Origin of the sequence: Pseudacidovorax intermedius, from assembly GCF_001476815.1 — a bacterium.
Lineage (GTDB): Bacteria > Pseudomonadota > Gammaproteobacteria > Burkholderiales > Burkholderiaceae_C > Xenophilus > Xenophilus intermedius_A.
Genome location: NZ_LDSL01000061.1, coordinates 1 through 19477, shown reverse-complemented (window position 1 = coordinate 19477; position 19477 = coordinate 1). Strand labels below are relative to the sequence as shown.

The 19477-nt window shown below is 70.6% G+C and carries 20 protein-coding genes and 1 pseudogene; 9 read left to right on the top strand and 12 right to left on the bottom strand.

The window, feature by feature from the left end:
* Positions 1 to 165: 165 nt before the first annotated feature.
* Together NS331_RS10150 and NS331_RS10145 are read right to left on the bottom strand one after the other, a co-directional pair.
* A complete protein-coding gene (locus NS331_RS10150; RefSeq protein WP_058641874.1) occupies positions 166 to 894 on the bottom strand; it encodes an RNA methyltransferase in 729 nt (242 codons plus the stop codon).
* A gap of 113 nt (positions 895 to 1007) precedes the next feature.
* Positions 1008 to 2276 carry an MFS transporter gene (locus tag NS331_RS10145; RefSeq protein WP_082702383.1) on the bottom strand — a complete coding sequence of 423 codons (1269 nt, stop codon included), beginning with the start codon at positions 2274 to 2276 and terminating at the stop codon, positions 1008 to 1010.
* Positions 2277 to 2432: 156 nt separating this feature from the next.
* Here NS331_RS10145 and NS331_RS10140 point away from each other — a divergent pair, with 156 nt between their 5' ends.
* Positions 2433 to 3143, top strand: a complete 711-nt coding sequence (locus tag NS331_RS10140) for an RluA family pseudouridine synthase (protein ID WP_082702382.1) — start codon at positions 2433 to 2435, stop codon at positions 3141 to 3143.
* Here the strand turns inward: NS331_RS10140 and NS331_RS10135 are convergent.
* From NS331_RS10135 to egtB, 5 genes are all read right to left on the bottom strand, one after another.
* Positions 3124 to 3570, bottom strand: a complete 447-nt coding sequence (locus NS331_RS10135) for a universal stress protein (protein ID WP_017759115.1) — start codon at positions 3568 to 3570, stop codon at positions 3124 to 3126. The two genes, NS331_RS10140 and NS331_RS10135, sit on opposite strands and share 20 nt — an antisense overlap.
* Before the next feature lie 165 nt (positions 3571 to 3735).
* Positions 3736 to 4476 (bottom strand): 2OG-Fe dioxygenase family protein, encoded by a 741-nt coding sequence (locus NS331_RS10130; protein ID WP_058641873.1) that lies wholly within the window; start codon positions 4474 to 4476, stop codon positions 3736 to 3738.
* Positions 4473 to 4754 carry a DUF427 domain-containing protein gene (locus tag NS331_RS10125; RefSeq protein ID WP_058641872.1) on the bottom strand — a complete coding sequence of 94 codons (282 nt, stop codon included), beginning with the start codon at positions 4752 to 4754 and terminating at the stop codon, positions 4473 to 4475. The genes NS331_RS10130 and NS331_RS10125 overlap by 4 nt, the downstream gene beginning before the upstream one ends.
* Positions 4755 to 4814: 60 nt before the next feature.
* Positions 4815 to 5789: an L-histidine N(alpha)-methyltransferase gene (egtD, locus tag NS331_RS10120; RefSeq protein ID WP_058641871.1), complete on the bottom strand. Its 975-nt coding sequence runs from the start codon at positions 5787 to 5789 to the stop codon at positions 4815 to 4817.
* Positions 5789 to 7048 carry an ergothioneine biosynthesis protein EgtB gene (gene egtB, locus NS331_RS10115; RefSeq protein WP_058641870.1) on the bottom strand — a complete coding sequence of 420 codons (1260 nt, stop codon included), beginning with the start codon at positions 7046 to 7048 and terminating at the stop codon, positions 5789 to 5791. Before egtB ends, egtD begins: the two co-directional genes overlap by 1 nt.
* 148 nt (positions 7049 to 7196) lie before the next feature.
* Between egtB and NS331_RS10110 the strand changes: the two genes are divergently transcribed.
* Positions 7197 to 8534, top strand: coding sequence for an NAD(P)/FAD-dependent oxidoreductase (locus tag NS331_RS10110; RefSeq protein ID WP_058641869.1), 1338 nt, complete (start codon positions 7197 to 7199; stop codon positions 8532 to 8534).
* A 172-nt stretch (positions 8535 to 8706) separates the two neighbouring features.
* On the opposite strand, the gene NS331_RS27355 is transcribed toward NS331_RS10110, so the two are convergent.
* Together NS331_RS27355 and NS331_RS10105 are read right to left on the bottom strand one after the other, a co-directional pair.
* Positions 8707 to 8829, bottom strand: a complete 123-nt coding sequence (locus tag NS331_RS27355; protein ID WP_275936457.1) for a hypothetical protein — start codon at positions 8827 to 8829, stop codon at positions 8707 to 8709.
* Between the two features lie 99 nt (positions 8830 to 8928).
* The gene (locus NS331_RS10105; RefSeq protein ID WP_058641868.1) at positions 8929 to 9147 is read right to left on the bottom strand and encodes a hypothetical protein; all 219 of its coding nucleotides are present in this window, start codon (positions 9145 to 9147) and stop codon (positions 8929 to 8931) included.
* Between the two features lie 346 nt (positions 9148 to 9493).
* Here NS331_RS10105 and NS331_RS10100 point away from each other — a divergent pair, with 346 nt between their 5' ends.
* From NS331_RS10100 to rbp, 3 genes are all read left to right on the top strand, one after another.
* Entirely contained in the window at positions 9494 to 9709 is a 216-nt protein-coding gene (locus NS331_RS10100) for a hypothetical protein (protein WP_058641867.1), read from the top strand.
* 34 nt (positions 9710 to 9743) lie between these two features.
* Positions 9744 to 10016, top strand: a complete 273-nt coding sequence (gene infA / locus NS331_RS10095; RefSeq protein ID WP_058641866.1) for a translation initiation factor IF-1 — start codon at positions 9744 to 9746, stop codon at positions 10014 to 10016.
* Between the two features lie 66 nt (positions 10017 to 10082).
* Positions 10083 to 10397, top strand: a complete 315-nt coding sequence (gene rbp, locus NS331_RS10090; RefSeq protein WP_058641865.1) for an RNA-binding regulator — start codon at positions 10083 to 10085, stop codon at positions 10395 to 10397.
* A 168-nt stretch (positions 10398 to 10565) separates the two neighbouring features.
* Here the strand turns inward: rbp and NS331_RS10085 are convergent, their stop codons facing one another.
* The 3 genes from NS331_RS10085 to NS331_RS10075 form a co-directional block, all read right to left on the bottom strand.
* On the bottom strand, positions 10566 to 12269 hold the full coding sequence (locus NS331_RS10085) for a long-chain fatty acid--CoA ligase (protein WP_058641864.1): 1704 nt from the start codon (positions 12267 to 12269) through the stop codon (positions 10566 to 10568).
* An 86-nt stretch (positions 12270 to 12355) separates the two neighbouring features.
* Positions 12356 to 14137 carry a PAS-domain containing protein gene (locus NS331_RS10080; protein ID WP_058641863.1) on the bottom strand — a complete coding sequence of 594 codons (1782 nt, stop codon included), beginning with the start codon at positions 14135 to 14137 and terminating at the stop codon, positions 12356 to 12358.
* A gap of 269 nt (positions 14138 to 14406) precedes the next feature.
* Positions 14407 to 15333: a LysR family transcriptional regulator gene (locus NS331_RS10075; protein WP_058641862.1), complete on the bottom strand. Its 927-nt coding sequence runs from the start codon at positions 15331 to 15333 to the stop codon at positions 14407 to 14409.
* Positions 15334 to 15651: 318 nt separating this feature from the next.
* On the opposite strand from NS331_RS10075, the gene NS331_RS10070 reads away from it, so the two are divergent.
* From NS331_RS10070 to NS331_RS10055, 4 genes and pseudogenes are all read left to right on the top strand, one after another.
* Complete coding sequence (locus tag NS331_RS10070; RefSeq protein WP_058641861.1) at positions 15652 to 16323, top strand: orotate phosphoribosyltransferase; 672 nt, start codon at positions 15652 to 15654, stop codon at positions 16321 to 16323.
* The gene (locus NS331_RS10065) at positions 16320 to 17687 is read left to right on the top strand and encodes a hydantoinase/carbamoylase family amidase (RefSeq protein ID WP_242873713.1); all 1368 of its coding nucleotides are present in this window, start codon (positions 16320 to 16322) and stop codon (positions 17685 to 17687) included. The genes NS331_RS10070 and NS331_RS10065 overlap by 4 nt, the downstream gene beginning before the upstream one ends.
* Before the next feature lie 215 nt (positions 17688 to 17902).
* Complete coding sequence (locus NS331_RS10060) at positions 17903 to 18685, top strand: dihydroorotate dehydrogenase electron transfer subunit (protein WP_242873712.1); 783 nt, start codon at positions 17903 to 17905, stop codon at positions 18683 to 18685.
* A pseudogene (locus NS331_RS10055) lies at positions 18678 to 19451 on the top strand (dihydroorotate dehydrogenase); the annotation flags it as partial. The gene NS331_RS10060 and the pseudogene NS331_RS10055, both read left to right, overlap by 8 nt.
* Positions 19452 to 19477 lie beyond the last annotated feature (26 nt).

Here is a 19477-nt window from a genome sequence, read left to right as displayed (position 1 = left end):
GCTAGCCGTGAAAAATGGGGCAGAATTCGCGGCACGGTTATGCCACTTTGCAAACCACCAAGCCAGTTGAAAGAGTCAAGGGCGCTCATACGCCCCGCTACCGTCGAGGCCAAGGCCCCTGGTACCTGCGTCAGTCAGCCGCCCTCGGCGCGAAGCAAGGCATCCTCACGAACGCCGAAGCAGCTGCTTCTCCCCCATCGCCTTCGCAATCCCACGCAAGATGTGGATCTCCTCCACCGTCGGCTGCGCCCGGTTGAAGAGCTGCGCCAGCCGCGGCATCAGCTTCTTCGGTGCGGCGGGGTCGAGGAAGCCGATGTCGACCAGCGCGCTTTCCCAATGCGCCAGCATGCCGGCCACCGCCTGGGCGTCCGCCGGCGGGGCGACCGGCGCCGCCGACCGCACGGCGAAGCCGCCCAGCGCCTGTCGCCATTCATAGGCCAGCAGCTGCACTGCGGCCGCCAGGTTGAGCGAGCCGAAATCCGGCGCGGTGGGAATCGAAAGCGCCACATGGCAGCGATAAACGTCCTCGTTGCGCATGCCGAAGCGCTCGGAGCCGAAGAGCAGCCCCACGTGCTGCTCGCCGCCCTGGACGAGTTCGCTGAAGTGCTCGCGCGGTGCGCGGGTGGGCGGGCCGAAGTCGCGCGAGACCATGGCGGTGGCGCACAGGTGGGTGATGCCATCCAGCGCCTCGTCCAGGGTCTCGACGATGCGGGCCTTCTCCAGCACGTCGAGGGCGCCACTGGCACGCTGGATGGTCTCCTCGCGCCGCAGCACGTTGTCCCACCGCGGCGCGACCAGCACCAGATCGTCGAAGCCCATGGTGCGCATCGCGCGGGCCGTGGCGCCGACGTTGCCGGCGTGGCTGGTGTGGATCAGGATGAAGCGGGTACGCATCGGAAGGGCAGACAGGGGCGGACAGCAGAAGACGGGCGAGACGCAGCGCCGACCAGCGCAGTGCGACAGGCAAGGTGACGAGGATCGGCCGGTGACGGGTCACCCGCCGGCCGTCATTCTCGCGCGGCCCCCGTGCCCATGCGGTCGCGCTGCGCCAGCGAGGGGAACAGGCGGAACCATGCCAGCGTCACCAGCAGCGTGCCCACGCCGCCGGCCACCACCGAGCCCACGGGCCCCAGCAGCGCCGCCGTGGCGCCCGATTCGAATTCGCCCAGCTGGTTGCTGGCGCCGATGAAGATGGAATTGACGGCGCTGACGCGGCCACGCATGGCGTCCGGTGTCTCCAGCTGCACCAGGGTCTGGCGGATCACCACGTTGACCATGTCCGCCGCCCCGGAGATGGCCAGCACCACCAGCGACAGCCAGAAGCTGCGCGACAGGCCGAAGGCCACCATGCACAGGCCGAACACACCCACCGCCATCAAGAGCGTGCGGCCCACGTGCCGCTCCACCGGCCGGCGGGTGAGCCAGATCGACGCCGCCAGGGCGCCCACGGCCGGCGCGCCGCGCAGCAGGCCCAGGCCCCATGCACCCACGTGCAGGATGTCCTTGGCAAAGATCGGCAGCAGCGCCACGGCGCCGCCGAGCAGCACTGCGAACAGGTCGAGCGAGACGGCGCCCAGTACCGGCTTGCGCTGCCAGATGAAACGCACGCCGGCCAGCAGCACTTCGGCGGTGACCGGTTCGCGCGGCTTCGCGTTGTGGGCGTAGCGCAGCGTGGCCGCCAGGAGTCCCGCCGCGATCAGGAAGCCAATGGCGGTGGCGTACACGGCGCCCATGCCGGCCACGAACAGCAGACCGCCCAGCGCCGGTCCGCCGATGATGGCCGACTGCTGGCCGGCCGAGCTGAAGGCCATCGCCCGCGGCAGCATCAGCGGCGGCACCAGCAGCGGCGTCAGCGCCTGCTGCGCGGGCATCTGGAAGGCCCGCACCGACCCCAGCACCAGCGACAGGCCCAGCAGCAATGCGCGCGAATCGCCCCCGCCCAGGTGCGTGACGAGCAGCGACAGCGCCACCAGCGCCTGCACGCCCAGGCAGGCCGCCAGGATGCGGCCGCGGTGCAGCCGGTCCACCACATGGCCGGCGTACAGCGCCAGCAGTAGCGCAGGCGCGAACTGGTACAGGCCCACGAGGCCCAGGTCCCAGGCGCTGCCCGTCAGGTCGTACATGTGCCAGCCGATGGCCACCATCAACATCTGCTGCGCCGCCGTGCCCATCAATCGCGCCAGCCACAGCTGCATGAAGGGCCGCACCCGCGTGAGGTCGGCGAAGGTGGTCGCCGCCGGGGTGGCTGGCAGATCGGCGGCGGGAGCGACAGGCATCGCGTCGAGGATAGCCCAGCGGCGCCGCGCCCCGCTGACCGCCGCCCGCAGTGCCCGACCCGCGCGACAGGTCGCGCGGCCTCGCCGGTGCACTGCACGCGCCGGTGCGGCAGTGCGGCCGAGTGTCCGCACCGGCCAGGCTCCTAGACTCGCACGGTGAGCCAAGACGATGCCGGCGCCGTGCGCGCCCTCCATGAAGACGCGCACCTGCTGGTGCTGGACAAGCCCGCCGGCCTGCTGAGCGTGCCGGGCCGCGGGGCGGACAAGCAGGACTGCCTTTCAGCCCGCGCTCAGGCCCGCTGGCCCGATGCGCTGGTCGTGCATCGGCTGGACATGGCCACCAGCGGCTTGATCCTGATGGCTCGCAGCCTGGACGTGCAACGTGCGCTGAGTGAGGCTTTCGCCACCCGGCAGGTGTGGAAGCGCTACGAAGCCATCGTCGAAGGACCCCTCGACGCCGAGCACTGGCAGACCATCGACCTGCCCCTGATCGCCGACTGGCCGAACCGGCCGCTGCAGAAGGTGGACCCCGCCGGCAAGCCCAGCATGACGCGCTGGCGCACGCTGCAGCCACTGCCCGATCGCCACGCGACCCACGTGCTGCTGGCGCCAGAGACCGGCCGCTCGCACCAGCTGAGGGTGCACATGGCCGCCCTCGGGCATCCCATCCTGGGCGATGCGCTCTACGGCGATGCCCGTGTGGCCGGTGCCGCGCCGCGGCTCTTGCTCCATGCGACGGTGTTGCAGCTGCGTCACCCGATCACCGGCGAGGCGCTGCGCGTCGAAAGCCCGGCGCCCTTCGCGCCAGCGCAGGACGCCGGCACAGCACCCGGCGCCGCCGAAGGCCTCAGACCTCCAGCTCCTTGACCACCAGCACCGGCATCGGCGCCTCCTGCAGCACACGCTGGGTCACGCTGCCCAACAGCAGCTTCTCGATGCCGGTTCGGCCGTGGGAGCCCATCACGATCAAATCGCAGCCCAGGGCCTTGGCGGTGTCCACGATGCCCTCGTGCACCACGTGGCCGTCGATCACGCGCTGGTCGCTGTGCAGCCCTTCCGCAGCCAGGGCGGCCACGCCGCGGGCCAGGGCGGTGTTGGCACTGGCTGTGGCGGCGGCCAGGTATTCGTTCTGGCCCAGGGCATAGTCCGCGCCCACGCCGATGAAGGGATAGTTGTCGATGACGTGGATCAGCGTGATGCGGCTGCCGAAGGCCAGGGCCAGGCCGCTGGCCTTGCTCACCGCCAGCATCGACGTCTCGGAGCCGTCGATGGGAACCAGGATGTGGTTGAACATGAAGGTGTCCTCTCGCTGTGGTTGGGGTCCTGCCGGGCGGCATGGCATCGCCGCCGCCCGGCGCCGTGCCGCACTGTAACCCGCGGTCGCGACCGCGACGTGTAGGACGCCGGGGGCGGCCACCTGCATGGGGGCTGACCGCGGCCGAGGCCCCGACAGAGGCGCTCAGTCGCCCTGGAAGCCGCCCGCGCGGCAGGTCAGCACCAGCGTGTCGCGCCAGCCGGGCGCGCCGGGCGCCAGCGGCTGGATCGGCGTCGACTCGTGGATGACGCGCTGATCGTCCAGCAGCATCAGCGTCCATGGCTCGGTGAGCGTAAAGCGCTCGCCGCGCCGGCCTTCGGCCTCGAACACGCGCGTCTCGCCGCCCTTGATGCCATGGCGCCCGATCAGCGCCACCGCCACCAGGTCCACGCCGTCGCGGTGTGCACCCTCGGGCGTCGGGCGGCCGATGCCGCCTTCGGTGTCGATTCGGAACTGGTGCGCCTCGATGTACCAGCGCTGGTCGCCGCGCAACGCGGCGGCGGCCTCGGCCGTCTTGAGCAGCAGACGGCGCCAGGCGGGCATGGCCACGGTCTCGGGCGCCATGGGCGCGAACCAGCGCTGCATGCCGCCATGCAGCGCGTTGTATTCCACCGGTTGCCAGTGGGCGCGGTGCGGCGCCTGCACGAGCGCGCCGCCTTCGGTGGTGAAGCAGGCATGGCGGCGGCGCCGGTAGCGCCCGCCGTCCTTGAGGTACTCGTCCGGCGGCAACTGTTCCCAGTCGGCCTGCAGCGCTTCCAGCTCGGCGAGCGGCAGGCCCAGCCATTCGGCCACGCCACGCGGGTTGAGCACGGCATAGCCCTCCTGCCGCAGCGTGGCGGCCAATTCGTCGGGCGGGGTGAAGGGCGGGGAGAAGGCGCTGTTCAAGGCTCGACCTTCACGCCCTTCCAGAAGGCGACGCGGTCCTTGACCATCTCGGCCTCCGGCTTGGGGTCGGGGTAGTACCACACCGCCTCGGGGTTCAGCTCGCCATTGACCAGCAGCGAGTAGTAGCTCGCCGTGCCCTTCCACGGGCACACGGTGTGGTGGTTGCTGAAGCTGACGTACTCGCGCTTGAGCGAGTCGGCGGGGAAGTAATGGTTGCCCTCGACGAGCACGGTGTCGTCGCTTTCGGCGATGGTCACGCCGTTCCAGGTAGCTTTCATGTCGGCAAGAGGTCGTCGCGCCGTCGCCTGGCGCGGGCTGCGATTGTCGCTGCCGGCGCGCTATTGCGCAGCAGGCAGCCAGTGCACGCTGAAGAGGCGCTGCGGGTCGGTCCACACGGGGCCGATGCCGAAGCCGGCGCGCGCCGCCATGGCGCGAAGGCCATCGACGGTGAACTTGTGCGAGTACTCGGTGTGCAGCGTCTCGCCTTCCTCGAACACGTGGTGGCGCCCGTCCAGCGTCACCACCTGCTCGCGGCGGCTCACCAGGTGCATTTCGATGCGGCGGTGCGGCGCGTTGTAGAAGGCCGCATGGGAAAAGGCCTGCAGGTCGAAGTCGGTGCCCAGTTCCTCGTTTGCGCGGGCCAGCAGGTTGAGGTTGAAGGCGGCCGTCACGCCCTGGGCGTCGTTGTAGGCCGCGTGCAGCAGTTGCGGGTCCTTGACCAGGTCCACGCCCAGCAACAGGCCGCCGCCGCGCAGCAGGCGCGCCGCCTGGCGCAGGAACGCCAGCGCCTCGTCGGGAGCGAAATTGCCCAGCGTGGAGCCGGGGAAGAAACCCACGCGGCGGCCCGCACCGGGCAGTCGCGCCGGCAGGTCGAAAGGCCGGGTGTAGTCGGCCACCACCGGCGTCACTTCCAGCCCCGGATAGTCGTTGCGCAGCAGGTCTGCGGCGCCACGCAGGTGCTCGCCCGAGATGTCGATGGGCAGAAAGCGGCGCGGCGACTGCAGGGCATCGAGCAGCAGGCGGATCTTGACGAGCGAGCCAGCACCGAATTCCACGATCTCCGCATCAGGCCCGATCTGGTGGGCGATCTCGGCCGCGCGGCTGCGCAGGATCGACAGTTCCGTGCGCGTCGGGTAGTACTCGGGCAACTCACAGATGCGGTCGAAGAACTGCGAGCCCTTGGCGTCGTAGAACCACTTGGGCGAAATGCGGCGCGGACGCTCGGCCAGCGCCGCCTGCAGTTCTTCGGCAAACGGCCGGTTGGCGTCGTCGGCGATGCGGGCTTGCAGGGCGAGGGAAACAGGTGGGGTCATCACACATCCTTCGCGAGCCGCAGCCCGCTGAATTGCCAGCGCGCGGCCGGCGGAAAGAAATTGCGGTAGGTCGGTCGGCCATGGCCGGGCGGCGTGGCCACGCTGCCGCCGCGCAGCACCAGTTGGCCGACCATGAACTTGCCGTTGTATTCGGCGGCCACGCCCGGCAGCGGACGGAAGCCGGGATAGGGGTCGTAGGAGGAACGGGTCCACTGCCAGACATGCCCATCGGCCTGGCGGAAACCCTCGAGCGTCGTGGCGGCAACTTCCCATTCGGCCTCGGTCGGAAGCCGGGCGCCGGCCCATTCGGCATAGGCCGCCGCCTCGTAGAAACTCAGCTGCGCCACGGGCGCATCGGGCTGCATCGGCCGCACGCCATCAAGCCCGAACACATGCCAGCCGGCCGTGCCGTGGTGGCCCGACAGGGCCAAGCGTGGATCGTCCTGCGCCAGCCAGTAGGCGGGGTGGTGCCAGCCCTGCGACTGCACCGCCGCCCAGCCGTCGGACAGCCACCATCGCGCCTGCGTGTAGCCGCCGTCGGCGATGAACTGCGCGAACTCGCCGCAGGTGACGAGCCGGTCGGCGATGGCGAAGGGCTGCAGCAACACCGCATGGCGCGGGCCTTCGTTGTCGAAGGCGAAGGCGTCGCCCTCGTGCCCGATGGCCGCGATGCCGCCGCCATGCGCCAGCCAGCGCATCTCGGGCACCGCGGCTGCCAGACGCAGCGCCGGTGCGGCCGGCGTGCGGTAGGCCGGCAGCATCGGGTTGCAGGAGAAGGCATGCAGGATGTCGGTCAGCAGCAGTTCCTGGTGCTGCTGTTCATGGTTCAAGCCCAGCGTCAGCACCGGGGCGATGCGTGCCAGAGCCTGTTCATCGGCCGTGGCCAACAGCGCTTCCACGGCCGCATCCACGTGGCGGCGGAAGGCCAGCACCTCGTCGAGCGAAGGCCGGGTGAGCAGACCACGGTGCGGGCGTGGATGGCGCGGGCCGAGCGCTTCGTAATAGGAGTTGAACAGGTAGTGCAGGCGCCGGTCGAAGGCCTCGTAGGCAGGCACATGGTGGTCCAGCAGCACGGCCTCGAAGAACCAGGTGGTGTGCGCCAGATGCCACTTGGTGGGGCTGGCATCGGGCATCGACTGGATGCACTGGTCCTCGGCAGACAGCGGCGCCGCCAGCGACAGGCTGTGAGCCCGTATTTGCCGGTAGGCATCGAGGAGTCGGTGGCTCGCCTGGGCGGGTCGGGGGTCTTGGAAGGTCATGCGTCTCCAGGGAGTCTTCGGCTCGCCAAAAGGCCGTCAGCGCGACAACGCAGGTTTGTATCCGCCATGCCGGCGCCGCCGCGTAGGACGAGCGCGCAGCGGCCTGCGCACTGCTCGTCTCGTGCGAACAGGCTTTCATAATGGCCGCATGACCGATGCTGCTGCCGCTCCCCTGCCCCGTGTCGTCATCGTCGGCTGCGGCTTCGGCGGCCTGGAAGCCGCCCGTACCCTGCGCGGCGCGCCCCTGGACGTGGTGGTCGTCGAAAAGACCAACCACCACCTCTTCCAGCCCCTGCTCTACCAGGTGGCCACCGCAGGCCTGGCCGCTCCGTCCATCGCCGCGCCGGCGCGGCTGCTCTTTCGGCACCAGCCCAACGTGACCACGCTGCTGGGCGAGGTGTGCGCCATCGACGCCCAGGCGCGTACCGTCCGCCTGGCCGACGGCCATGTGCTGCCCTACGACCACCTCATCGTGGCCGCGGGCGCCACCCACAGCTATTTCGGCCACGACGAATGGGCGGCCGATGCGCCAGGCCTGAAGACGCTGGCCGATGCCTTCGACATCCGCCGCCGGGTGCTCACCGCTTTCGAGCGCGCCGAACTCGAACCGGACGCCGCCCGCCGCCGCGCACTCCTCACCTTCGTGGTGATCGGCGGCGGGCCCACCGGCGTCGAGATGGCCGGCACCCTGGCCGAGATCGCCCGCCACACCCTGGCCGGCGAGTTCCGCCGCATCGCCCCCGAAGACGCCGAAGTGCTGCTGGTGGAAGGCAGCGGCCGCGTGCTGCAGGCCATGCCCGAAGGCCTGAGCGAACGGGCGCGCCAGCAACTCGAGAAGCTGGGCGTGCGGGTGCGGCTGGGCGCCCTGGTGACACGCATCGACGCCGGTGGCCTGGATGTGCAGGAAGGCGGTCCTGACGGGCCGGTGCACCGCATCGACAGCCGCTGCGTCATCTGGGCCGCGGGAGTGGCCGCCTCGCCGCTGGGCCGTTTGCTGGCACAGGCGCTCGGCGCCGAATGCGACCGTGCCGGCCGCGTCAAGGTACAGCCGGACCTGAGCGTCGAGGGCCACCCCGAAATCAGCGTCGTCGGCGACTTGGCCGCAGCCATGAGCCACGAGCCGGGAAAGCCGCCCCGGCCAGTACCCGGCGTTTCGCCGGCGGCCAAGCAGATGGGTCGCACTGCAGCCCGCAACCTCCTCGCGCGGCTGGCCGGCCGCGCCACCGAGCCCTTCCGCTACAAGGACTGGGGCAATCTTGCCACCATCGGCCGCCACGCGGCGGTGGCAGACGTGCCGACGCCGTTCGGGCCGCTGCGCTTCTCAGGCTATTTCGCCTGGCTCTTCTGGCTCTTCGTGCACGTCTATTTCCTGATCGGCTTCCGCAACCGGTTGATCGTGCTGATGGACTGGGCCAGTGCGTACTGGACCTTCCGACGCAATGCGCGCGTGGTGCCCGAGCTGGACCCGCCTCGCCAGGACAGCTGATTGCTCAAGCAAGCGGCAATCCAGCGAAACGCCTCGAAACAATGGGGCTTGGCGAGGGTGCCAACGGCTTATCCCCAACGTTTTCCACAGAAACACTGGACAGTGCGGTAAGCCATTTGCATGACAGGCTCAAGGCAGGGCGAGGCTGCCAGACCCTGCCGGCGCCAGCGCATCAGCGCGCGCCGATGAACCACCACACCAGAAAAATCACCGCCAGCGCGGCAGCAATCCAGGCCCAAAGGGCGAAGCCCACGCGGGTGGCCTTCTTGGAGGTGGTCGGATGTCCGTTTTCCATGCCACCACGTTGACACCAACGCACGCCGCATGCGCAGCGCATCGCCGCGCGCCCTTGCAGGACGAAGCCGCGCCGATGGGGCGCGGCACGAGCGCCCTGTCAGTCCTCTCGCAGCTTCTGCTGGCGGCAGATGTTCGTGCCGGTGGTGGTCAACTGCAGCGAACCGCCCATCCATTCGAGCCACGACAGCGCCACCAGGTCGTCGATCGTGGCTTCTTCGATTTCGGCTGCCCGCCGACGTTGCAGAAGACTGGCCACCCGCGGCAATTCGATGCGCAGCGCATCCTGCCGGGGTTTAGAAAGCGAGGCAGTGTTCATTCGTGCCCTCCAGGCGTCGATGGTGCAGCGTACCACCCACCGATGACCGTGGTGCAGAGATTTGCACACGCGCATTCACATTGCGCTATACTCCACCGATTGGTCGGGGAGTGCTCGTTGCCTCGACCCTTGATTGGCACCGCGCAGCCTCATGAGCTGCCCAGGCTTCGGCGATACCCGAACGGTACACCGGACGCCCATCTTCTTCGGCGAGTTCATCGCCCGTCCGCGTCACCCTCCTCCGCGGGCTGGAACTTCCCCTCAGGGTTCATTTTTTGCGCATGGCTGCCCGTGGCATCCATCTGGCGCAGATCCGCGCAAGCCGCGGGCTCCGGACATCGACTTCATGCAGAACAACCCCGCCCAACCGTTGGGCCGCTATCTCATTACACCGCTGACGCGGCTGACCGACACCGGCCAGTACGCCGCGTCGGTCTCCATCCGCCGCGGCATGCACGACCGGATCTTCCGGTTCATCCCGCGCTTCGACAGCGCTGCGAACGCCGCGCGATACGCCCTCGCGCAGGGCCAGCACTTCGTGCTGAACAACCAACTGGCCTGAACGGGCCGTCTCGCGATCTTTGACAAGGAGCCTCGTGGCCAAGGAAGAACTGATCGAAATGCAAGGCAAGGTGGAAGAAGTCCTGCCGGACTCCCGCTTTCGCGTCATGCTCGATAACGGGCACACCCTCATCTGCTACACCGGCGGCAAGATGCGCAAGCACCGCATCCGCGTGTTGGCTGGCGACAAGGTCTCCATCGAGATGTCGCCCTACGACCTCAACAAAGGTCGCCTTACCTTCCGCCACCTCGAGCAACGCTCGGGTGGCGCCTCTGCCGCACCGCGCAAGCGGCCGCCGCAGCGCTGATCACCCCTCTCCGTCAACCCACCCTTGCCGCACTGCATCCGATGTGCGGCAAAACGAAAGAACACCATGGAAAACAGACTCTACGTTGGCAATCTGGCCTACAGCACCCGTGACGAAAGCCTTCAGCGTCACTTCTCCGAGTTCGGCCACGTCAACTCGGCCAAGGTCATGATCGACCGCGACAGCGACCGCTCCAAGGGCTTCGGCTTCGTGGAAATGGGCTCGGCCGAAGAAGCCCAGGCCGCCATCAACGGCCTGAACGGCCAGTCCATCGACGGCCGTGCCGTGACCGTGAACGTGGCCCGACCGATGGCCCCGCGCACCGGCGGTGGTGGTGGCGATCGCCGCGGCAGCGGCGGCGGCTACCGCGGCGGCTACTGATCGCTTGGCGTTGCGCCGCGGGCATCACGCCCGTTGCGCAGCGCCGATCGGCCCGAATGAAAACGGCCCGCTTTCGCGGGCCGTTTTCATTTTGGCGGGTCCTGCCAGCCGGTCGCGCCGGCGACGCTGCGCGCCGCCCGGCGGGCCGATGCGCGCGCCCGGCCCGGCTCACTGCTTCGCGCCGTCCTCCGCTTCCTGCAGCAGCCGCCACATGACCTTGCCGCTGCCGCTCTTGGGCAGCACGTCCACGAACTGCACCTGGCGCGGCACCTTGTAGGCCGCCATGTTCTCGCGGCACCAGGCGACGATCTCCTCGGCCGTCGTGTCCTTGTGGCTGGGCCGCAGCACCACCACCGCCTTGACCGATTCGCCGCGGTAGGCATCGCGGGTGGCGATCACGCAGGCTTCCTGGATGGCCGGGTGCCTGAACATCAGCAATTCGACCTCGGCCGGCCAGACCTTGAAGCCGCTGGCGTTGATCATGCGCTTGAGGCGGTCGGTGATGAAGAAGTAGCCCTCCTCGTCCATGCGGCCCATGTCGCCGGAGCGGAAGAAGCGCTTGCCCTCGAACTCGATGAAGGCCGAGGCCGTGGCGTCGGGCCGCTTCCAGTAGCCCTCGAACACCTGCGGGCCGTGGATGATGATCTCGCCGGATTCCCCAGGCGGCAGCTCCTGCAGCGTGTCCGGATCCACCACCCGCGCATCCACGCCCATGAAGGGCATGCCCAGGCATTGCTGCTTGGGATGGTCCGGCGGGTTGCTGTGCGAGGGCGCGGCGGTCTCGGTGAGGCCGTAGCCTTCCTGGTAGGCCAGGCCGAAACCGTCCAGCAGCCGTTGCGCCACCGCCTGCGGCATGGCCGCGCCGCCACCGCCGATGTAGACGAGGCTGGACAGGTCGTAGTTCTTGAAGTGCGGGCTGGCCAACAGGTCGATCACCATCGTCGGGATGTTGGTCCAGCTCGTCACCTTCCAGGTGGAGATGAGGTGGCCGGCGACGTCGCGGTCCCAGCGCGGCATGATGACCAGCGCGGCCGCCGCCAGGATGGCGGTGTGCATCATGCTGACGATGCCGGTGATGTGGAACATGGGCACCACCGCCAGCACCACGGTGTCGGGATGGGCGCAGCCCCACATCTGGCCGGAGACGGCGTTGTGCATCAGGCTGCGGTGCAGGTGGATGCAGCCCTTGGGCAGGCCGGTGGTGCCGCTCGTGTAGGGCAGCAGGGCCATGTCGTCGGCGCCCACCTCGTGCGCGGGCGCCGGGGCGCTGCGGGCCAGCAGATCGGTCCAGGCATGCACCTCGCCGCCGTCGAGGGCGGGCAACTCGTGGCGGGCGAGCAGCCAGTCGCGCCAAGCCGGCGCCATCGACGGACCCTGCGCCGCCGCGGGGTCTAAGGCATCGGTGAACTGCGTGACCACCAGATGGGCCAGCCGCTCGCCGGCGGGCAGCGCATTGCTGGCCTTGGCGAGCTCGCCCGCCAGGTCGCCCGTGGTGATCGCGACCTTCGCGTCGGGATCGCGGATGTAGTGCTTGAGCTCCTCCGCCCGGTTCATCGGGTTGACCGGCACCACCACGGCATTGGCGCGCAGGATGGCGAAATGCGCCACCACCAGCTGCGGCGTGTTCTGCATGTCCAGCACCACGCGGTCGCCGCGGCGCACGCCCAGGCCGTGCAGTGCGCCGGCCAGCGCCTCCACCTGGCCGGCCAGCTCGCGGTAGGTGGTCACGCGGTCGAAGTAGACCAGCGCCGGCTTGTCGGGATAGCGCTGGGCGCTGGTGGCGAGGTTGTGCCACAGCGAGGTGGCGGGCGGCGTGATGGCGTGCGGCAGGCGCTTGGGCCAGAAGCGGTAGTGCGGGCGATCGGCGGGCATTGGGCTGTTGGACAGTCGGGTCGCGACAAAAGCCGCAGCCTACGCCCCGCGCCCCGGCGCCTCCAACGGGGAAAGCCCCGCCGGCGTCACATTGGCGACGAACCGGAATCCGCCGGCGCCCAGCCGATGGCCGGGTCGCCGTACACGCACACGCCACCGGCGCCGCGCGCCTTGGCCAGGTACATGGCGCTGTCGGCGCGGCGGATCAGCTCGTCCGGGTCGTCGCCCACGCCGGTGGACAGCGCGATGCCCACCGAGGCATGGACCGCCAGCGTGTGGCTCTCGACCTCCAGCGGCAGGTTCAGCGCATGCAGCATGCGCTGCGCCAGCTCGCGCGCCGCGCCCGACTCGGACGCACCATGCTGCAGCAGCGCGAATTCGTCGCCGCCGATGCGGGCCAGCACGTCGCCCGGGCCCACCACCTCGCGCATGCGGCGCGCGGCGGCCACCAGCACCATGTCGCCGGTGGCATGGCCGAAGCGGTCGTTGATGGGCTTGAAGTTGTCGATGTCGATGTAGTGCACCGCGAAGCCTTCGGCCCCGTGGCTGGCCGCCAGCGCGGCGCCGGCCATGTGCTCCAGGAACACCTCGCGGTTGACCAGCGAGGTCAGGCCGTCGTGCCGCGCCAGGTAGCGGATGCGCTCCTCGCTGCGGCGGCGGTCGGTGATGTCGGTGTAGGTCAGCACGGCGCCGCCGCCGTCCATGGGCACGCTGTAGACCTCGATGACGCGGCCGTCGGGCTGCTGGCGCTCGTAGCGGTAGGGCTGGTCGAAGGGAATCGCCTGGGGCTGCGCCGCCAGGCCCGGCGGCATGCCGCGCGCCACGCGCTGCGCGAGCTGGATGGCCTGCACCTCGCGGAAGGACGGCCGCGAGGCCATGAGCTCGGCCGGCAGGTCCAGCAGTTCGACGACGCGCTTGTTGCAGACCTCGACCACGCCCTGGGCGTTGACCATGATGATGCCCTGCTCCATGCGCTCCAGCGCGGCTTCGAGCATGGTGGACTTCTGGCGCAGCAGCGTGTCGCTTTCCCAGGTGCGCCAGTTGGCCATCAGCAACTGCTGCTGCTGGCGCTTGAGCAGCGTGATGTCCACGTGGGCGAAGAAGCAGGTGCCGCCGGCGCTGCGCTCGCCGATGACGCGGCTCCAGCGGGCGTCGGGCAGCGGCAGTTCGAAGGGCGCGCCGGTGAAGTTCAGGTTTTCGCCGAGGATGGCCACGCCCTCGTCGAACATGGCCCGCTCGCCCTCGCGCGCGGCGGCGGACCAGGCGCTGCGGTAGACATCCTCGAAGGTGCTGCCGATGGCGACCTGGCGGTCGCGCAGGCCGTACATGGCCAGGAAGGGCTCATTGACCCAGACGATTCGCTGGTCGGGCGCGGTGATCATCACGCCGTCGGGCATGTGGTCGAGCAGCGCCTGGCTGTCCAGCCCGGCGATGCCGGCACCCGCCCCGGGGGTCGCCGGCTGCAGGCTACCCTCTTCGCGCCACAGGCGCACCCGGCCCACGCCGGGCATGGGCAGCGAGGACACCCACAGGCAGCGGCCCCGGTGCTCGAAGACGAAGGGGCGCATCTGGCCGCGGTGGCGCTGGATGCCTTCGAGCACGAAGCGCTCGAGCTGGTCGCGCTCGTGCTCCTTCAGGCGCGCGCCGTAGAAGCGCCGCAGGTTCTCGCTGTAGGGTTCGCCCACGAAGACCTCGCCCTCATGTTCGGGGAAGAACTGAAGGAAGGTGCGGTTCCAGAGCAGGCAACGGTCTTCGTCGTCGAAGACGCACACGCCCACGGACAACCCGTCCAGCGCCTCGGCCATGACGCGGATCGGCCCGGCGAGCTCAGGCAGCAGCACCGGCTTCAGCGGGTCGTCGAGATCCATTGGCGGAACATGACACTGGCGGTCGTTGATCTAAGAAGCAAGAAACCGTCGGCGGCCCAGGCGGACGGTGCGTATGCGGATTGTTCTCTTGTTATCGGCATGTCGTGCGCCATCCTGAATACATTTTGCCTCGTTATTGACAATGTCAAACACGTTTCTGACGTTTGACCAAGGGGCGGGTACGCCGAAACAACAGGCAGGCGTCGGCGCCCCGACCCGCCGGCCCGCCGGAGCCGAAAAGCAGGCCTGAGCGAAGGCCGCTCGGGCGCTCAAGCGTCCTTGGCCGGCGCGATGCTGTCGGCCAGGCGCTGCGCCGCCGCAGGCAGGCCGTCGAAGCGATGGGCGTACAGCCGCAGCTCGCGGCGCGCCCAGGCGTCGGCCAGCGCCACGGCCCGCAGCGGCGAGCCTTCGGCCAGGGCGCGGAAGGCGCCTTCGGGCATGACGCCGACGCCCAGCCCGGCCTCGACCATGCGGCACAGGGCGCTGAGGCTGTCGACCTCGATGTGGCGGCGCAGCACGCGGCGGGTGCTGCTGGCCTCCCGCGCCAGCGCCTGCTGCACGGTGCTGCTGTCGCGCAGGCCCACCTGCGGCCACTCCAGCGTGTCGGCATAGGCCACGCGCCGGCGCCGCGCGAGCGGATGGCCCTTCGGCACGACCAGCACCAGCTGCTCCTGCCGGTACGGCCGGCTCTCCAGCCCCAGCACGTCGTCGCTCGGCCCGCACACGCCCACGTCGGCGCTGCCCTCGCGCACCGCCTGGGCCACGGCCCGGCTCGCGGCCTGGCGCAGGTCGATGCGGATGTCCGGATGCCGGCGCATGAAGCCGGCCAGGTCGCCGGGCAGGAACTGCTCCACCGCCGAGGCGCTGGCGCAGACCCGCACGCGGCCGCGCACGCCCTGCGCCGCCTCGGCCAGGTCTTCGCGCAGCTGTTCCACCGCCAGCAGGATGGCCTGGGCGTGGCCGAGCAGCATGTCGCCGAGCGGCGTGGGCCGCACACCCCGCGCATGCCGCAGCAGCAGCGGCGCCTGCGCCAGGGACTCCAGTTCGGCAATGCGCTTGCTGGCGGCGGAGGCGACGATCTGCGCCCGCTCGGCGGCGCGGGCGATGCTGCCCGTCTCGCACACCAGCACGAACAGGTCGAGGGTTCCCACGTCGAGATGGCGGACGAAGCTGCGGGGAGACGGGGCATGGGACATGGCGGTGGCGGCGGCACGAGGCCGCGATGGAGACCGTTCGCAATGCGCTTGCCGAAGGGCCTGGGACACGGGAGGGCCAGGGCTTCGACAAGCTCAGCCCGAACGGTGGTGGCTCGGTCCGAACGGCAGTGGCTCAGTTCGAGCGGTAGTCGCTCAGCCCGAGTGGTATGTGCTCGGCGTGAACGGTGCTGGATGAACGGATGGAGAACGGAAAGACCCGCGAGCCATCGCGCAATGGAACGGCTCGCGGAGATTTTTGCACTTCGCTGCTGCAAGCCGCGTGCCTAGCATGCGCCGCTTGCCATCGAAAGCAAGCCCATGATCTTTTCCGACGACGAAGCCGCCCGGGTCGCCCGCGCACTGGTCGATGCCGACGCCGTGCGGCTGGCCGACGCCACGCCTTTCTTCTACACCTCCGGCTGGGCCAGCCCGGTCTACGTGGACGTGCATGCGCTGCTGGGCGATGCGGCGGCGCGCCGCGCCCTGCTCGACCGCATGGCCGAGGCCGTCGCGCCGCGCGTGCGGGCCCAGGGCATCGGCGCCGTGGTGGGCACCGAAAGCTCGGGCATCGCCCTGGCCGCCTGGCTGGCCGAGCGGCTGTCGCTGCCGATGCTCACGCTGCGCAAGCGGCCGATGGGCTGGGGCATGCAGGCCCAGCTGCAGGGCCGCCTGCCCGCCGGCTGCCGCGCCCTGCTGGTGGACGACGTGAGCACCGACGGCCGCTCCAAGAACGCCGCCGCCGCGGCGCTGCGCCAGACCGGCACGCAGGTGGACGACGTGCTGGTGCTCTTCGACTACGCCATCTATCCGCAGGTGCCGCCGCTGGCGCCCCCGGTCGCGCTGCACGCGCTGGCCGCCTGGCGCCACCTGCATGCGGCCTTGCGGGACGCCGGCCGGCTCGATGCCGCCGCGCTGCGGCGCCTGGCCGACTTCAGCGCCTCGCCCATCGAATGGTCGGTGGCCCATGGCGGCACGGGCGCAGTGGCATGAACGCGCATCGTCCCCTCTCCGAAGCCGGCATGGCGGCCACGGGCCCGGCCCGGGTGCACGCCAAACGCACCAGCCCCGCGTTCAATCCCAGCGCCCTGCTCGACGCCATCGGCCTGGCCACGCGCGACGGCGCGGGCGACGGCATCACCCGCGAAAGCTACGGCCCCGGCGAAGACACCGCCCTGCGCCTGCTCGGCTGCCATGCGGAGCGCGCCGGCCTCGTCGCCGACAGCGACCGCGCCGGCAACCTCTGGCTGCGGCTCGCCGCCGACACCCGTGCCGAGCCGGCGGTGGTGATCGGCTCCCACGTCGACTCCGTCCCCCGGGGCGGCAACTACGACGGCCTGGCCGGCGTGGTGGCCGGGCTGGCGGTGCTGGACGGCCTGGCCGACGACTGGCAGGCCCTGCCACCGCTGCGCGTGCTGGCCCTGCGCGGCGAGGAAAGCGCCTGGTACGGCCGCGCCTACGTCGGCTCGATGGCGCTGCTCGGCCGCCTGCCCGCCGCCGCCCTGGCACTGAAGCACCGCAGCGGCGGCGGCACCCTGGGCGAGGCCCTGGCCCGCTGCGGCGCCGACGTTTCGGCCATCGCCCGCGGCGAGCCACTGCTGCCGATGCCCATCGCCGCTTACCTGGAACTGCACATCGAGCAGGGCCCGGTGATGGTCGCGCGCGGCTGGCCGGTGGCGGCCGTCACCGGCATCCGCGGCAACCTGCGGCACAACCGCGTGCGCTGCCTGGGCGAGGCCGGCCATTCCGGCGCCGTGCCGCGCTGGCTGCGCCATGACGCCGTGCTGGCCGTGGCCCAGCTGCTGGCCCGCATGGACGAGCACTGGCGCGTGCTGCTGCAGATGGGCATGGACCTGGTGATGACCGCCGGCATCTGCACCACGCCCGCCGCCTCGCATGCGGTGTCGGTGATTCCGGGCGAGGTGCAGTTCAGCTTCGAGGTGCGCAGCCAGGACGCGGAGACGCTGCGCCGCTTCCACGCCCTGCTGCAGCAGGAATGCGAGACCGTGGCCGCCGAGCGCGGCGTGCGCTTCGAGTTCGACGAGGCCGTGGCCAGCGCGCCCGCCCTGATGGACGAGGCCTGGATCCGCCGCTTCGAGGCCGCGGGCGCCGCCCTGGGCCAGCCGCTGGAGCGCCTGCCCAGCGGCGCCGGCCACGACGCGGCCATGTTCGCCGCCGCCGGCATTCCGGCGGCCATGCTCTTCGTGCGCAACGACCACGGCTCGCACAACCCGCGCGAGGCCCTCGCCGAGGCCGACCTGGCCGCGGGCATCGCGGTGCTGCAGGAGGCGGTCGCCTCGCTGCGCGCGCACATCCACCCCATCATCGTTCCTTGCACCGCCAAGGCATCGAAATGAAAAGCCTTGCCCCAGCCACCGACGCGAGCCCCTCTCCCCTGGCGGGAGAGGGGTTGGGGAGAGGGGGTGCGCGCCCCGAAACAACCTTGCGCCTTGCAACCGCTGTTGCCCCCTCTCCCCAGCCCTCTCCCGCGAGGGGAGAGGGTGCCACGCCGCCTGCGTGTGCGACCCGAGGCGACGCACCCGGCAGGCAGGTGGCCAGCCACCGCTGCCGCGTGGCCGCCCACCATGCCGTCAATGCCCGCTACCGCTACCTGCGGCTGCAGGCCGAGGCGGACCTGGCCAGCGCCACGCCGCCCGGCCAGTTCTACCAGTTGCGCTGCCCGCAGACGAGCACGCTGCAGCCCTTCCTGCTGCGGCCCATGAGCGTCTATGGCACCGGGCCGGCCGCAGGCACGGTCGAGTTCCTCTATGCCGTGGCCGGTGCCGGCACGCAGGCGCTGGCCACGCTGGCCGAAGGACAGCCGATGGACATCGTCGGCCCGCTGGGACGGGGCTTCACCCTCGATGCGCGCGCCCGGCGCGTGCTGCTGGTGGCGCGCGGCGTGGGCCTGGCCACCATGGCACCGCTGGTGGGCCAGGCGGCGCAGGCGGGCCTGGCCATCGACGTGCTGCTCTCAGCCCGCAGCCCGGCCGATGCGATGCCCCACGAACTGCTGCGCGGCGCGCAGGCCACGGTGCATGCCGTCTTCGACAGCGACGGCAGTTCGGCCGTGGCGCGCGTCGAGCCCCGGCTCGCCGCCCTGCTGGCCGGTGGCTGCGATGCCGTCTACACCTGCGGCTCCGAACGGCTGGCGCTGCTGCTGCGCCGCCTGCTGCAGCCGCATCCGCACATCCATGCCGAGGTGGCGCTGGAACAGCGCATGGCCTGCGGCATGGGCGTGTGCCTGTCGTGCGTGCGGCCCTTCGAGCAGGACGGCCACGTCGCCCTGCAGCGCGTCTGCCGCGAAGGCCCCGTATTCCCGCTGCGCGAGATGGTGGGAGGCTGGCATGGCTGAGCTCTCGGTGCGCATCGGCAGCCTGGCGCTGCGCAACCCGGTGATGCCGGCCTCCGGCTGCTTCGCCGTCGAGTACCAGGAAGCGCTGGACCTGGGCGGCCTGGGCGCCCTGGTGATCAAGAGCGTCACGCCCAGGACGCGCGTCGGCAACCCGACGCCGCGCGTGGCCGAGGTGCACGGCGGCCTGCTCAATTCGATCGGCATTCCCAGCAAGGGCCTGGACGTCTTCGTGCGCGACGTGCTGCCGGCCTACCAGGGCTTCGGCACGCCGGTGGTCGTCTCGTTGTCGGCCGACACGGTGGCCGAATTCGCGGCGGCCGTGCGGGTGCTCTCGCGCCCCGGCGTGGCCGCCATCGAGGCCAACATCTCCTGCCCCAACCTGGAGGCCGATGGCCTGGCCTTCGCCATGAGTGCGCGCAGCACGCACGACGCCATCGCGGCCATGCGCCGCGCCACCCACCTGCCGCTGTGGGCCAAGCTGACGCCCAACGCGGGCGACGTGGCCGCCATCGCCCGCGCCGCCGAAGCGGCCGGCGCCGACGCGGTGGTGATGGGCAACACCGCGCTGGGCATGGCCATCGACGTGCACACCCGCCGGCCGCGGCTGGGCAACGGCATGGGCGGGCTGTCGGGGCCGGCGCTCAAGCCGGTCACGCTGCGCATGACCTACCAGTGCGCGCGGGCGGTGCGCATCCCGGTCATCGGCTGCGGCGGCATTGCCAGCGCCGAGGACGCGGTCGAATACCTGCTGGCCGGCGCCACCGCCCGCGCGCACTGGTAGGTCATGCGCAG

What these genes read in the sequence shown, in the direction of transcription:
- NS331_RS10100 (WP_058641867.1), top strand. Translation starts at nt 9,494, where the DNA reads ATGCAGAACAACCCCGCCCAACCGTTGGGCCGCTATCTCATTACACCG.
- NS331_RS10075 (WP_058641862.1), bottom strand. Translation starts at nt 15,333, where the DNA reads ATGTCCCATGCCCCGTCTCCCCGCAGCTTCGTCCGCCATCTCGACGTG.
- NS331_RS10085 (WP_058641864.1), bottom strand. Translation starts at nt 12,269, where the DNA reads ATGCCCGCCGATCGCCCGCACTACCGCTTCTGGCCCAAGCGCCTGCCG.
- NS331_RS10110 (WP_058641869.1), top strand. Translation starts at nt 7,197, where the DNA reads ATGACCGATGCTGCTGCCGCTCCCCTGCCCCGTGTCGTCATCGTCGGC.
- egtD (WP_058641871.1), bottom strand. Translation starts at nt 5,789, where the DNA reads ATGACCCCACCTGTTTCCCTCGCCCTGCAAGCCCGCATCGCCGACGAC.
- rbp (WP_058641865.1), top strand. Translation starts at nt 10,083, where the DNA reads ATGGAAAACAGACTCTACGTTGGCAATCTGGCCTACAGCACCCGTGAC.
- NS331_RS10150 (WP_058641874.1), bottom strand. Translation starts at nt 894, where the DNA reads ATGCGTACCCGCTTCATCCTGATCCACACCAGCCACGCCGGCAACGTC.
- NS331_RS10070 (WP_058641861.1), top strand. Translation starts at nt 15,652, where the DNA reads ATGATCTTTTCCGACGACGAAGCCGCCCGGGTCGCCCGCGCACTGGTC.
- NS331_RS10080 (WP_058641863.1), bottom strand. Translation starts at nt 14,137, where the DNA reads ATGGATCTCGACGACCCGCTGAAGCCGGTGCTGCTGCCTGAGCTCGCC.
- NS331_RS10145 (WP_082702383.1), bottom strand. Translation starts at nt 2,276, where the DNA reads ATGCCTGTCGCTCCCGCCGCCGATCTGCCAGCCACCCCGGCGGCGACC.
- NS331_RS10135 (WP_017759115.1), bottom strand. Translation starts at nt 3,570, where the DNA reads ATGTTCAACCACATCCTGGTTCCCATCGACGGCTCCGAGACGTCGATG.
- egtB (WP_058641870.1), bottom strand. Translation starts at nt 7,048, where the DNA reads ATGACCTTCCAAGACCCCCGACCCGCCCAGGCGAGCCACCGACTCCTC.
- NS331_RS10125 (WP_058641872.1), bottom strand. Translation starts at nt 4,754, where the DNA reads ATGAAAGCTACCTGGAACGGCGTGACCATCGCCGAAAGCGACGACACC.
- NS331_RS10105 (WP_058641868.1), bottom strand. Translation starts at nt 9,147, where the DNA reads ATGAACACTGCCTCGCTTTCTAAACCCCGGCAGGATGCGCTGCGCATC.
- NS331_RS27355 (WP_275936457.1), bottom strand. Translation starts at nt 8,829, where the DNA reads ATGGAAAACGGACATCCGACCACCTCCAAGAAGGCCACCCGCGTGGGC.
- NS331_RS10065 (WP_242873713.1), top strand. Translation starts at nt 16,320, where the DNA reads ATGAACGCGCATCGTCCCCTCTCCGAAGCCGGCATGGCGGCCACGGGC.